General features: G+C 53.7%; 11 protein-coding genes. 6 read left to right on the top strand and 5 right to left on the bottom strand.

Features of this window, described 5'->3' with window-relative positions; all coding sequences use genetic code 11:
• The first annotated feature begins 26 nt into the window (after nt 1–26).
• The 4 genes from rlmN (at nt 27) to trpS (ending at nt 4,216) form a co-directional block, all read left to right on the top strand.
• Entirely contained in the window at nt 27–1,238 is a 1,212-nt protein-coding gene (gene rlmN, locus NQF64_RS07820; RefSeq protein ID WP_266106995.1) for a 23S rRNA (adenine(2503)-C(2))-methyltransferase RlmN, read from the top strand.
• A gap of 101 nt (nt 1,239–1,339) precedes the next feature.
• The gene (locus NQF64_RS07815) at nt 1,340–2,572 is read left to right on the top strand and encodes an argininosuccinate synthase (protein WP_086441997.1); all 1,233 of its coding nucleotides are present in this window, start codon (nt 1,340–1,342) and stop codon (nt 2,570–2,572) included.
• Between the two features lie 51 nt (nt 2,573–2,623).
• Nucleotides 2,624–3,115: an FKBP-type peptidyl-prolyl cis-trans isomerase gene (locus NQF64_RS07810; RefSeq protein ID WP_370513453.1), complete on the top strand. Its 492-nt coding sequence runs from the start codon at nt 2,624–2,626 to the stop codon at nt 3,113–3,115.
• A 111-nt stretch (nt 3,116–3,226) separates the two neighbouring features.
• A complete protein-coding gene (gene trpS / locus NQF64_RS07805) occupies nt 3,227–4,216 on the top strand; it encodes a tryptophan--tRNA ligase (RefSeq protein WP_266106994.1) in 990 nt (329 codons plus the stop codon).
• A 9-nt stretch (nt 4,217–4,225) separates the two neighbouring features.
• On the opposite strand, the gene lpxB is transcribed toward trpS, so the two are convergent.
• The 5 genes from lpxB to rpmI form a co-directional block, all read right to left on the bottom strand.
• Complete coding sequence (gene lpxB / locus NQF64_RS07800) at nt 4,226–5,449, bottom strand: lipid-A-disaccharide synthase (protein ID WP_099026752.1); 1,224 nt, start codon at nt 5,447–5,449, stop codon at nt 4,226–4,228.
• A gap of 36 nt (nt 5,450–5,485) precedes the next feature.
• The gene (gene pheT / locus NQF64_RS07795) at nt 5,486–7,954 is read right to left on the bottom strand and encodes a phenylalanine--tRNA ligase subunit beta (RefSeq protein ID WP_266106993.1); all 2,469 of its coding nucleotides are present in this window, start codon (nt 7,952–7,954) and stop codon (nt 5,486–5,488) included.
• 1 nt (nt 7,955) lies between these two features.
• The gene (gene pheS / locus NQF64_RS07790; RefSeq protein WP_266106992.1) at nt 7,956–9,026 is read right to left on the bottom strand and encodes a phenylalanine--tRNA ligase subunit alpha; all 1,071 of its coding nucleotides are present in this window, start codon (nt 9,024–9,026) and stop codon (nt 7,956–7,958) included.
• Between the two features lie 179 nt (nt 9,027–9,205).
• Nucleotides 9,206–9,559 (bottom strand): 50S ribosomal protein L20, encoded by a 354-nt coding sequence (rplT, locus tag NQF64_RS07785; protein ID WP_099026755.1) that lies wholly within the window; start codon nt 9,557–9,559, stop codon nt 9,206–9,208.
• 14 nt (nt 9,560–9,573) lie between these two features.
• Nucleotides 9,574–9,777: a 50S ribosomal protein L35 gene (gene rpmI, locus NQF64_RS07780; protein WP_099026756.1), complete on the bottom strand. Its 204-nt coding sequence runs from the start codon at nt 9,775–9,777 to the stop codon at nt 9,574–9,576.
• A gap of 382 nt (nt 9,778–10,159) precedes the next feature.
• Here rpmI and NQF64_RS07775 point away from each other — a divergent pair, with 382 nt between their 5' ends.
• Together NQF64_RS07775 and NQF64_RS07770 are read left to right on the top strand one after the other, a co-directional pair.
• A complete protein-coding gene (locus NQF64_RS07775; RefSeq protein ID WP_266106991.1) occupies nt 10,160–12,607 on the top strand; it encodes a membrane-bound PQQ-dependent dehydrogenase, glucose/quinate/shikimate family in 2,448 nt (815 codons plus the stop codon).
• 220 nt (nt 12,608–12,827) lie between these two features.
• On the top strand, nt 12,828–13,136 hold the full coding sequence (locus NQF64_RS07770) for a hypothetical protein (protein WP_099026758.1): 309 nt from the start codon (nt 12,828–12,830) through the stop codon (nt 13,134–13,136).
• The last annotated feature ends 48 nt before the right edge of the window (nt 13,137–13,184 follow it).

Below are 13,184 nucleotides of genomic sequence, written 5' to 3'. Positions count from 1 at the left end.
GCCCCTCCATGTTATGAGCCACCACCATGACTCACCCGGCCCCCTCCTCCCCGCTTGCCTCTGATGCTGTCGCTGCCCTCAATGAGAGTGAGCGCAAACGCATCGAGGCCAAATCCGCTCTCTTTGCCCCGCCTACCCCCATCACAGAAGATGGCCGCCGCGAGCTTGTTGGCCTCTCGCGGGAGGAGCTGGCAGACATGCTGGTCGAGATTGGGGAGAAACCCTTCCGCGCTAAACAGCTTTGGCATTGGATATATCATCAAGGTGTGACGGATTTCTCCCGCATGTCCACCATTGCCAAGCCCCTGCAAGCAAAGTTGGAGCAGCATTTCATCGTCGGTCGCCCCAGCGTGACAACTCAGCAGACCTCCAAGGACGATACGCGTAAGTTTCTCTTTCGCTTCCGTGATGGACAAGAGGCCGAGACGGTTTACATCCCCGACCGGCGCGAGGACCGTGGTGCGGTGTGTATTTCCTCCCAAGTGGGATGCACGCTCTCTTGCAGCTTTTGCCATACGGGGACGCAAAAGCTCGTCCGTAATTTGGGAGCGGCGGAAATTGTCGGGCAATTTATGGCCGCACGGGATAGTTATGGGGAATGGCCCAGCCCCAAAGGTGACACGCCGCGTCTGCTCTCCACCATTGTGCTGATGGGTATGGGCGAGCCGCTTTATAATTATGAGAATGTTGCCAAAGCGATGAAAATCATCATGGATGGGGAAGGCATCGCCCTCTCCCGCCGGCGCATTACGCTCTCAACCTCCGGCGTGGTGCCGATGATGGATCGCTGTGGGGATGAGCTGGGGATTAACCTTGCCATCTCCCTTCATGCTGTCCGCAATGACCTCCGCGATCAACTTGTCCCGTTGAACCGGAAATACCCGATTGAAGAGCTTATCGCGGCATGCCATCGTTATCCTGCAGCCTCAAACTCCCGCCGCATCACCTTTGAATATATCATGATCCGCGATGTCAATGATAGCGATGCCGAAGCGCGGGAGTTAGTACGGCTCATCCGTGGGTTGCCCGCCAAGGTGAATCTCATCCCCTTTAACCCTTGGCCGGGGTCGGAGTTCCGCCCCTCTACGAGGGAGCGTCTGGCTAGTTTTGCCCAAATTGTGATGGATGCAGGCTATGCAGCCCCCATCCGTATGCCGCGCGGGAAGGATATTCTCGCCGCTTGTGGGCAACTTAAAACCCAAAGTGAGCGGCAAAGACAGGCCCGGGCCACGCCTTAAAAGGCTAGGCCTCTGGCCCAACGGCCTGACACCTGTTACAAGAGCGTTATCGCGTAACGACAGTTGATTTCTGTTTTTTTAGCAGAGGATATAGAGCAATCATGGGCAAAGCCTCAGGCATTAAGAAAGTTGTTCTGGCTTATTCTGGCGGGTTGGATACATCAGTTATCCTCCGCTGGCTGCAAGAGCATTATGGCTGCGAGGTCGTCACCTTCACAGCGGACCTTGGCCAAGGTGAAGAGCTAGAACCCGCCCGCCGTAAGGCTGAATCCCTCGGCGTAAAAGAGATTTTTGTTGAGGATTTGCGGGAGACCTTCGTTAAGGATTACGTCTTCCCCATGTTCCGCGCTAATACGGTGTATGAGGGGCAATATTTGCTCGGCACCTCCATTGCCCGTCCCCTCATCTCTAAACGGCAGATTGAGATTGCCGAGGCTGTGGGGGCTGATGCCGTAGCCCATGGGGCCACCGGCAAGGGGAATGACCAAGTCCGCTTCGAACTAGCTTATTACGCTCTTAAACCTGATGTAAAAGTCATCGCCCCTTGGCGGGAATGGGACCTAACCTCCCGCACAAAGCTGCTCGACTTCGCCGAGAAGAATCAAATCCCCGTCACAAAAGATAAGCGCGGTGAAGCTCCCTTCTCTGTCGATGCGAACCTGCTGCACTCCTCCTCTGAAGGGAAGATTCTAGAGGACCCCTCCCTCCCGCCTGATGAGATTGTCTTCCAACGCACAATCTCTCCAGAGGCTGCACCGGATAAAGCAACAGAAATCACCATCGACTTCAAACATGGTGACCCAGTCGCTATTAATGGTGAGGCCCTCTCCCCGGCTAACTTGCTGGCCCGCCTTAATGAGCTTGGCAAAGCTAACGGTATTGGTCGCCTTGATATTGTGGAAAACCGCTTTGTCGGCATGAAGTCCCGTGGGATTTACGAGACACCCGGTGGGACGATTCTGCTCCAAGCTCATCGCTCTATGGAATCCATCACGTTGGATCGTGAAGCTGCGCATCTTAAAGATAGCATCATGCCGCGCTATGCAGAGCTGATTTATAACGGCCTGTGGTTCTCCCCAGAGCGTCACATGCTCCAAGCCCTGATTGATAGCAGCCAAAAATCCGTTAATGGGCGCGTCCGGCTGAAGCTTTATAAAGGGAATGTCATCTGCGTGGGTCGGGAAAGCCCCGATAGCCTTTATGATGCCCGTGTTGTTACCTTTGAGGATGATGAAGGCGCCTATAATCAGGTCGATGCACAAGGCTTTATCCGCCTCAATGCGCTACGCTTGCGCTTGGGTGCGAATAAAGGGCGGCGCGGCGGCACCCCCTAAGCCATGTCCTTGTTGGTCGTCTTCATAGAGAGGCATTTTATGTCCCATTCCCTGCGTTCTTTCTTCCGTTATTTGCCAATATGTATCCTCGCGGGCCTTATTGGGCTGGCGGGCTGTGCAGGCAAACCAAAACAGGAATTAAGCCCTCAGCAGTTTATGGATCAGGTCTATAAACAACCCGGTGTGCATAAGCAGCCTGATGGTCTGGCCTATAAAATCCTAAAATCTGGCCCTAAAGATTCCCCTCATCCCCAAAAGGGGGGCACGATGATGATCATCTATGAAGGCCGCTTACCTGACGGTGGCATTTTCGATTCCTCAGAGATGCACACAGGGGCCGCTTATATGGAAATGCCCCTTGATGGTGTGATTGAGGGATGGATGGAGGGCCTCCCCCTTATGCGTGTTGGCGATGTGTGGGAGCTCTATGTACCGCCTAAATTAGGCTATGGTAAACGCTCCATGGGGGTTATCCCCCCCAATAGCCCGCTCATCTTCAAAATCCAGCTTCTCGGTGTTGAGGATGATGCAGGCTTACAATAATAAAGCCTATCCTTTATCAGCACCATAATGAGAGCTCTTGCCGCCCCCTTCCATACCAAGCGGGGCGGCTTTTATCGTCTCCTCCCCCTTTTTTAATTCAGGACCATGCTCATGCAGCGCGTTTTCTCAGGGATTCAGCCGACAGGTATCCCCCATCTTGGTAATTATCTTGGGGCCATTCGTAACTGGGTTACCTTGCAAAAGGACCATGATTGCCTCTTTTGCCTCGTGGATATGCACTCCCTCACCATGCCATGGTCACCAGAAGCTTTGCGGGAGCAGACCTTAGCCTCCACCGCCTGCTTACTCGCCTCTGGCATCGACCCAACCCGCCTTTACAATCAATCTGCCGTTAGTGCCCATGCACGGCTAGGCTGGATTTTTAACTGCGTCTCCCGCCTTGGTTGGCTAAACCGCATGACGCAATTTAAGGATAAAGCGGGAAAGAATCGCGAGAATCACTCCGCAGGGCTTTATGTCTATCCCAACCTTATGGCGGCCGATATTCTCGCCTTCCATGCTACGCGCGTGCCTGTAGGGGACGACCAACGCCAACATCTGGAATTAGCTAACGATATTGGCCAAAAGTTTAATCATGACATGGGCGTTGAGTTCTTCCCACAAATTGAGCCTCTCATCCCCCCCCATGCTGCCCGTGTGATGAGCTTACGCGATGGCAGTAAGAAGATGTCCAAGTCCGACCCATCGGCCCAAAGCCGCATTGTGCTGAATGACACAGCGGACGAAATTGCGCAGAAAATCCGCAAAGCCCGTACCGATGCAGAGCCTTTGCCAAGCGAGGAAGCGGGGCTAGAGGGCCGCTCAGAAGCCCGTAATTTGCTGACCATCTATGCTGCTATGTCCAACACATCCTTAGCGGATGTCCTAAACCAATTTGCAGGCCAAGGCTTTGGGACCTTTAAGCAAGCCTTAGCGGACCTGTTGGTAGAGACACTAGCCCCCGTTGCGGAGGAAACGCGCCGCCTGATGGATGATAAAGGCCATCTTCTCAATGTATTGCGCCAAGGGGCAGACCGGGCCCGCGCCGTGTCTGAACCGATTGTCAGTGAGGCGGAAAAACTCGTAGGCTTCCTACGTTAAGACCGCCGCTTACTCATGAGCACGTAGCTCATCTAATGGGGTCTCCATCAAAGCTAGAACCTGCTTTGCCGCTGCCATAGCGGGGAGATCCCCTTCGGGGGCCTGTAACATAGCCAGCACGGTACCAAAGGCCTCTTGCTGAGCCTTACGCTTGGCCTCGTCTGTGAGCAGGGCTGTTACTTCCTCGGCTAATTTCTGCGGTGTGCAATTATGTTGCACTAACTCCGGCACGATCTCCCGCCCGGCAAGAATATTCACAATCGAGATATATGGCACTTTGAGCAAAAACCGCCCCAACACGGCAGAGAGTGGATTGACCTTATACGTCACCGCCATCGGCACGCCTCCAATGGCGAGCTCCAAAGTCGAGGTGCCGGATTTTGTTAAAGCGCAATCTGCCGCGCGGAAGGCGTCATGCTTATCCTCCGTATCCGTCACAATAGAGGGATGAACAGCCCAATGCCGCACCATCTTCCGCACGAGGGGGGCCATGCCTGATGTCGCTGGGATAACCGGCTGGAGGTCCGGGAATTGCTTATATAAAAGCTCTAACGTCTTTTCAAAAACAGGCAGTAATTTCGGCACCTCGGAGTTACGACTACCCGGCATAAGCAGCAAAACCGGGCTTTCTGGCCTAAGGTCATGGCGTTTATAAAAACGCTCTGGCCGACCATGTGGCACGCCCGATTGCAAAATGGGATGCCCTACAAAATGAGCATGAAAGCCCCGCTCAGCAAACCATGTTGGCTCAAAGGGGAAGAGGCAAAGCAAACTATCCCATAGCCCACGATAATGCTTCACCCGCTTTTCCCGCCATGCCCAGACTTGAGGGGCAACGTAATGCAATCGCCGCACCTTCAGCCGCCTCACGCGCCGTAGGAGACGGAACGCAAAACCGGGACTATCAATCGTAATGACAATATCAGGGCGGCGGAGTTCAATATCCTGCTCTGCCTCCACCAAGCGTTGCGAAAGCAAACGCAACCGCGGGAGGACCTCCATAAACCCCATCACTGTGAGGTCTTCCATCGGGAAAAGGCTGCGGAGGCCGCGCGCCTCCATCCGCCCTCCCCCTACGCCTGCGAAAACCAACATCGGGTCTATCCGATGCAGAGCCTGCATCAAACGTGCCCCGATGCTATCGCCACTCGGCTCCCCCGCGAGAATCCAGATGACACGGCCATGCTGGTAAAGGGGGACATCACCTTCTACAGGAGGGCCCGCATCTACCATAATTTCCGCTCCCTTCGTCTCGTGTGACGCTGTGGCTTAGCGGCGCAATGTCGCGCCAGTCGCTTTATGGACGGCCGCCTCCACCGCAGCCATAACACCCTCAAGCTGTGCGTCTGTCAGGCTCTCTTTTTGTGGTTGAAGAACAACCTCCACCCCTAAAGAGCGTTGACCTTTAGGCACGGTTCCACCTTCAAAAATATCAAAAAGCCGAACATCAGTAATCAATTTACGATCCGCCATACGTACGGCTTTAAGCACATCTTGAATCTGCACCGCCTTATCAGCAAGGAAAGCAAAATCCCGCCGCACAGGCTGCAAAGCCGATAAGGCTGGCGCGGCTTTGCGCTTCATCTTCGGCTGGGGCACCGCTGCGACATTTAGCTCAAACAGAGCCACTGTCCCACTCAGGCCGAAATGACGTGCCACACGGGGATGCAGCTCCCCAAAACGACCAAGAACAAGCTTCGGCCCCTGCCGCACCACACCGGAGCGTCCCGGATGATAATAGTCTGGTGCATCGGCTGTGCAGCTTAAAGACGCCTCTGCCATGCCAAGAGTGAGTAGAGCCGACCATAAATCAGCCTTGGCCTCCATCCATGAGGGCTCCTCAGCCACATGGCCGGGGGCGCGTGCGCTCACCCCACCACGCACACCAGCAAGGATAAGGCGGTCCCCCTCCTGCCCGAAGCACGGCCCAAGCTCGAAGAAGGCAGCATCGCCCGCAAAGCCCTGCCCATGAGCAATATTACGCCCTAACGCCCGCAGCAGATTAATAACCGGCGTGGGACGAAGCTGGTTAAGGTCCGTTGCAATCGGGTTTAGCAAGCGGTCTTGCTCCCGCCCCTCCTCAAACAAAGCGGCATCTTGGTCTGACACAAAGGAGAAGCCAACAGTCTCCATCAAGCCCCGGCCTGCACAAAGGCGGCGTAAGAGTGCAGCGCGGCTTTGCTCTGCCGTCACCGCAGCGGGGGGGACCATATGAGGTTGTGGCAGGGGCTGAGCGGGTACCTCATCCAACCCTCTGATGCGCAAGACTTCCTCAACAAGGTCAGCTTCCGCTTCCATCTGCGTAACATGGGCAGCCGCACGTTCTGCAACGCTTTTATCCAGACTATGCGCCTGTGCAAGGACCCGACCAGAGGCCACATCATTGCGCCATGATGGAACGGAAAAGATAGCCTGGCCCTCCCCCCGCTCTTTCACCTCAAAGCCTAAAGCCTCAAGAATCGTCACGGCCTTATCCGCATCAATCTCCAACCCGCCAAGCGTCGCAAGCCGTGCAAAGCGTAGAGTGGCTGTACGTTGCCAGTCTGGCTCCGCTCCGGCTTCGGTCACCTCACTCGGTATGCCACCGCATAGCTCGACAATTAACGAAGTTGCAGCCTCTAGCCCTGTGCGCACCAAAGCGGGGTCCACCCCACGCTCAAAACGATAGCGAGCATCAGTCTGCACCCCAAGACGGCGGCCTGTCAGGGCAATGCGTACGGGGTCGAACAAAGCGGATTCAACAAAAACATCCGTTGTGTCATCCGTAACCGCGCTGGTCTCACCGCCAATAATACCGGCAAGGGACTGCACCCCGGCTTCATCAGCAATCACAAGGTCATGCGTACCAAGGACATAATCCTGCCCATCTAGCGCACGAAATTGCTCCCGCGTGGCAGAGGTGAGCAGTAATCTGTTCCCTTTTAAACGGTTCGCATCAAAGACATGCAGCGGGCGGCCCACATGCATCATCAAATAATTTGTAATATCAACTAACGCTGATTGGGAGCGTAGCCCGACGCTCTCTAACCGCTGCTTGAGCCAAGCCGGACTTGGGCCATTCTTCACACCGCGAATCAAACGCCCTGTAACATATGGGCAAGCGGGATGGTCCAACACCCACTGGATAGGGCTCGCCCCCTCGCTCTCCACCGTAGGGACAAGCCATGGCTTAAAATGCCCTAGCCCCGCCGCTGCGAGGTCCCGCGCGATACCGCGTACACTCAACGCATCCCCCCGGTTGGGGGTAATGCCAATCTCTATTACCGGGTCGTCCAGCTTGGCATGACGGACATAATCCACCCCAAGAGGCGTACCCTCTGGCAATTCGGCAATGCCATCAGAGTCCTCACCAATGCCAAGCTCTCGTAAGGAGCAGAGCATCCCATTGCTGAGCTGCCCCCGAATCTTGCCGGGTTTAATCGTGATATCACTACCGGGAATATAAGTGCCCGGTGGAGCAAAAATAACATGCAGCCCCGTGCGCGCATTTGGCGCACCACAAACGACCTGAACCTCCTCATACCCCTCGCCTGCTGTCACACGGCATAGCTGGAGGCGGTCAGCATCAGGATGGCGCGTGGCCTCCACAATCTTTGCCGTGCGGAAGCCTGATAAACGCTCTGTCGGGTCATCAACCGATTCAACCTCAAGGCCGATACGGTTTAATGTTGCGCAAATCTCCTCCAAAGAGGCTGTAAAATCGAGATGCTCCCGCAACCATGAGAGTGAAAACTTCATGTTACAAGCCCTCCGTCAAAGTCGCTGGGGATAAAGCTGAGAAGCCATAATGACGCAACCAGCGTAAATCGCTCTCATAAAAAGAGCGTAGGTCAGCAATGCCGTTCTTCAACATAGCGAGCCGCTCAATGCCCATACCAAAGGCAAAGCCTTGCCATTCTGCCGGGTCCAGCCCGCAATTGCTCAGCACACGGGCATGGACCATCCCCGCCCCCAAGACTTCCAGCCAATCCGCGCCTGCACCAATAGCCCCAGTCTCGCGCGACCAGCCAATATCAATCTCCATAGAAGGCTCGGTAAAGGGGAAATACGAGGCCCGGAAGCGCACTGGCAAATCAGGCTGATTAAAAAAGGCCCGCAAAAACTCGGTCAGGCATCCTTTTAAATGGCCAAGGGTAATGCCCTTCTCAATCACCAAACCTTCACATTGATGGAACATCGGGGAATGGGTGGCATCATGGTCGGCACGGTAAGTCCGCCCCGGGGCAATGATGCGAATAGGTGGTTTTTCCTGCAACATGGTACGCACCTGCACGCCAGAGGTCTGCGTCCTTAAAACACGCAGCTCCTCCTCACCCTCTAGGGCAGGAAGGTAGAATGTATCTTGCTCCGTCCGCGCGGGGTGATGCTTTGGCGTATTCAGGGCTGAGAAATTATGCCACTGGCTCTCAACATCCGGCCCTTCTGCTAGATGAAAGCCCATAGCCCCAAAAATGGTTGTAATTTCCTCAATCGTACGGCTGATGGGATGAATCAACCCTACCGGGGCCGTAGGGGTAGGTTGCGTAATATCCACCGTCTCCTCAGCTAAACGCTGCTGGAGAGCCAAAGCCTCAATCTCTCGTCCGCGTTGCTCAATAAGATATGTTAGCTCATCCCGCAGACGGTTAAGAGCCTGCCCGCGCTCTTTACGCTCCTCATGCGAGAAGGAACCAAGCTGACGCAACAGACCAGTTAGCGTCCCAGACCGCCCCAATGTGCCCACCCGCACAGCATCCCACTCACTATGTGTGCTGGCACGCTGCAAGGCCGCGATTGTGTCATTCTTTAGATTTTCAAGGTCGTTGGCCATAGCCTGTCCTTCACCCTCTACGAGCTGTTTCAAAGAGTTTTCCTATCCCCGTTGGGGCAAAAAATCTCTGAAGCAGCTTGTAAGAAAAACGGGCTGCCCCGACTTAATCAGAGCAGCCCGCTAATCATTACGTTCCCGCCTCTCCCTCGCATGTAAGGGACTAGCGGGACGGCTCTTAATTAGAGAGCCGCCTGAGCTTTGCGCACAATCTCAGCAAAAGCAGCTGCATCATCATAGGCGATTGCTGCAAGGACCTTACGGTCAATCTCAATCCCAGCCTTATTAAGGCCATTGATGAAGCGGCTATAGGTCAACCCATGCTCACGCACGGCTGCGCTGATGCGCTGAATCCACAAAGAACGGAACTCACGCTTTTTATTGCGGCGGTCACGATAAGCGTAACGCAGGGCCTTCTCGACCCGCTCCAACGCGATGCGGTAATTGGTGGAAGAACGCCCGCGATAGCCTTTAGCGAGGTCCAGAACCTTTTTATGACGGGCGTGGGTGGTCGTACCCCGTTTAACACGTGCCATGGTCGTTTATCTCCTTATGACAGCCCGTAGGGTGCCCACTGTTTGATGGTGCGTGCATCCATATCCGTCATAACCTGCGGACCACGGTTGCTACGTTTCATCTTCTGCGGACGGTTAATCAGGCCATGGCGTTTGTTACCCGGACCACACGTTACCTTACCGGTCGCGGTGATCTTGAACCGCTTTTTGACCGAAGACTTCGTCTTCATCTTGGGCATTTTTATCTCCTTACAATTCAGCCGCTCTCTCTGTCATTTGCATGGTCAAAGAGAACTTACACGGCCAGGCATGCCTCATCATCGGCCCGGACGCGTGTACAACCTCCCGCGCTTATAGGGGCAACTGCGCCCCTCCTCAAGAGAAAAGCGCGCAAGAACACCATGTTTTTTTCTCGATTGCTAATATAGTACACAAAAGATCAGATAATTGTGAATAGTATGACAAAGCTACCTCTAATCCCCAAATTTATTACACTCAGGTGCTTGACCCCTGGCCCTTTCCCTGTGCTTAAAGACGATTGAACAATGGTCCGATGCAGACAAAGCAACAAGGACCATGCTACACGGTCAAACAACCATTAACAATTACTGAGGCTTCTGCATGTCCTCCATGTCCCACGCGGGGGGAATCTGGTCCCGTCTGGTTGCCATTGCGATGGCAATCGTCGGCCTACTGCTGATTGCTGGGGGAATTTATTCTCTCTGCATAGGTGGTCCCCTTTACTATCTTCTCAGTGGGCTAGGCATTCTGCTTAGCGCAATCTATCTCTTCAAACGACATCCCATTGCCCTTGCTATTTATGCCGTCGTACTACTCGGTAGCATTATCTGGGCGCTGTGCGTTGTTGGGCTCGACTTCTGGAGCTTAGTACCCCGCCTTGATGTTGTTCTCATCATCGGTATTGTGCTGCTACTGCCCTTCGTTCGGCGTCCATTAGCGGCTAATCACTTCGCAACAGGCCCGCTTGGCCTCGGTGTTGTCCTTGCAGCCTTAGCATTGATTGTCTCCGCCTTTATGGACCCGCACAATATCAGCGGCTCCCTCCCTACCGAGCAGGTTAATGCTAACCCGGCCAATCCGGAAAATATTCCTGATAATGACTGGCCCGCTTACGCACGTACGCAAGATGGCAATCATTGGTCACCGCTGGATCAAATTAACATCCATAATGTTAATAAGCTCAAAGTCGCATGGGTCATGCGCACGGGCGATCTCCTTGATAAATCCCGCGATCCGGGCGAGGCAACCAATGAAGCCACGCCGCTTGAGTTCGACAACACGCTCTATTTTTGCTCCCTGCATCAAAAGGTCTTTGCTGTTGATGCTGTAACAGGGAAAACGAAATGGGTGTTCGATCCCAAAATTAACGTCAACCCGACCTTCCAGCATCTAACATGCCGTGGGGTGAGTGCGCATACAACACCCGCCAATGCCCTCAATAGCGATGGTCAGCCCGTCACAACAACCGATTGTGCAAAACGCATTATCGCTATGGTTAATGATGGTCGCATTATCGAAATTGACGCTCAGACTGGGCAGGTCTGCCAGGGTTTTGGGCAAGATGGGCAAGTGGATCTCCGCTTCTCCCACCAACCCTACACAACTGTTGGGGAATACGCTCCGACCTCTCCGCCAGTCGTTACGGATAAGCTGATCATCGTCAACAGTGCCGTGCGGGATAATGGCTCTGTCCATCAACCCTCTGGGGCAACGCGCGCGTACGATGTTTATACAGGAAAATTGGTGTGGGTATTTGATGCCGCCAATCCTGACCCGAACGAAATGCCTAGTGAAGAGCATCCGCATTTTCATCCCAACTCCCCTAACTCTTGGTCCGTATCTTCTTACGACAAGGCGTTGAACATGGTGTACATCCCCATGGGGGTTGGCACACCTGACCAATGGGGTGGGTATCGCGATAAAGATGCTGAGCGTTATCCGCCGGGCATCATTGCTCTTAATGCAGATACAGGGAAGTTGGTTTGGTCCTATCAAACCGTTCATCATGACCTTTGGGATATGGACGTCTCTGCCCAACCCAACCTGGTGGATGTCACACAAAAAGACGGTACCCTCGTCCCGGCCATCTATGTCCCTACCAAAAGTGGTGATATTTTTGTCCTAGACCGTCGTACCGGCACACCTATTGTCCCTGCGCCTGAAAAACCAGCCCCAGGTGGCGCTGCAACGGGCGATTATACAAGCCCAACACAGCCTCATTCTGAGCTAAGCTTACGGCCTAAAAACCCTCTCTCTGACCGAGATATTTGGGGGGCTACGATCCTTGACCAAATGGTATGTAGTATTTACTTCCATAGCCTCCGCTATGAAGGACCATACACACCACCATCCACCCAAGGTACGCTGGTTTTCCCTGGCGACTTAGGGATGTTTGAATGGGGCGGCTTAGCTGTGGACCCACGGCGTGAGGTGGCTTTCACAAACCCCATCTCTATTCCATTTGTCTCCACCTTGGTGCCTCGTGGGCCGGGGAATCCCCGTTGGCCAGAGCCGAATCAAAAAGGTGGCAGCGGTGGTGAGACGGGTGTTCAGCCCAATTATGGCATCCCCTACGCTATTAACCTCCACCCCTTCTTGGATCCGCTTTTGCTGAAGCTTGGTCTGCCCATTCCTTGCCGCACGCCACCGTGGGGTGAAGTTGCTGGTATCGACCTACGGACAAACAAGGTTGTCTGGCAGCATCGTAACGGGACATTGCGAGATTCCTTACATGGCTCCGCTCTGCCCATGCCACTGCCACCTATCAAAATTGGTGTCCCAAGCTTAGGTGGGCCACTCGCTACAGCGGGGAATCTGGCCTTCTTAACCTCCTCGCAGGATTACTACATCCGTGCGTATGACATGACGACAGGCCATGTCATTTGGAAGGATCGCCTCCCTGCTGGGGCACAATCCTCCCCAATGACCTACAGTATTAATGGGCGGCAATATATCGTCACTTATGCTGGTGGGCATGGGTCTTTCCTCAGCAAAATGGGCGATTACCTCATCGCCTATGCTCTGCCAGAGAAAGACATTAAAAAATAATGATCTGATATAGATTGTTATTACACAAAAGAAGGGAGGTTCCTTACCTGGAGCCTCCCTTCTTTTATAGGAAGAACAAGATTTTAAAGAAAAGACTAACAGACAGTAATAAACCATCTTAATTATTGAAAAATAACATAGACGTCACTATCACCTTTTTGCAGTTTTGTATAAAGTACGAACAAACATTCCCACCCCCTTTATTAAAGGAAATGCTCTCATGACCTTCCGCCGTATGGCTACTTTCGCCCTTATCGCCAGTGCCCTAACAAGCCAAGCCGCTTTTGCTGCTGCCCCACACGGGAAGGCACATCCCTGCCGTAATGAAAAAGGCCAGTTTGCTAAATGCGAGAAGCCCAAAGCAAAGCCTTGCCGTAACGAAAAAGGGCAGTTCGCTAAATGTGCAAATAAAAAAGCTAACGCTGCCACAGCCGACGCTGCAAAAGACAGTGCTAATCCCATGAAGTCCGATATGCCGGCCCCAAATGCAGCAGAGCCAATGGCGCCAGCGCATTCTACAGCACAGTAAATTTTCTTACTTTATCTCTTTATAAAAAAGCCCTTTGGAAGACTTTTC

It is taken from the genome of Bombella saccharophila, from assembly GCF_026385475.1.
Lineage (GTDB): Bacteria > Pseudomonadota > Alphaproteobacteria > Acetobacterales > Acetobacteraceae > Bombella > Bombella saccharophila.
Note: the sequence above shows the minus strand (reverse complement) of the source record. Positions and strands in the feature narration are given on the sequence as shown.

Coding starts and splice junctions, on each gene's coding strand:
- rlmN (WP_266106995.1), top strand. CDS start 27: ATGACTCACCCGGCCCCCTCCTCCCCGCTTGCCTCTGATGCTGTCGCT.
- NQF64_RS07815 (WP_086441997.1), top strand. CDS start 1,340: ATGGGCAAAGCCTCAGGCATTAAGAAAGTTGTTCTGGCTTATTCTGGC.
- trpS (WP_266106994.1), top strand. CDS start 3,227: ATGCAGCGCGTTTTCTCAGGGATTCAGCCGACAGGTATCCCCCATCTT.
- lpxB (WP_099026752.1), bottom strand. CDS start 5,449: ATGGTAGATGCGGGCCCTCCTGTAGAAGGTGATGTCCCCCTTTACCAG.
- pheT (WP_266106993.1), bottom strand. CDS start 7,954: ATGAAGTTTTCACTCTCATGGTTGCGGGAGCATCTCGATTTTACAGCC.
- pheS (WP_266106992.1), bottom strand. CDS start 9,026: ATGGCCAACGACCTTGAAAATCTAAAGAATGACACAATCGCGGCCTTG.
- rplT (WP_099026755.1), bottom strand. CDS start 9,559: ATGGCACGTGTTAAACGGGGTACGACCACCCACGCCCGTCATAAAAAG.
- rpmI (WP_099026756.1), bottom strand. CDS start 9,777: ATGCCCAAGATGAAGACGAAGTCTTCGGTCAAAAAGCGGTTCAAGATC.
- NQF64_RS07775 (WP_266106991.1), top strand. CDS start 10,160: ATGTCCTCCATGTCCCACGCGGGGGGAATCTGGTCCCGTCTGGTTGCC.
- NQF64_RS07770 (WP_099026758.1), top strand. CDS start 12,828: ATGACCTTCCGCCGTATGGCTACTTTCGCCCTTATCGCCAGTGCCCTA.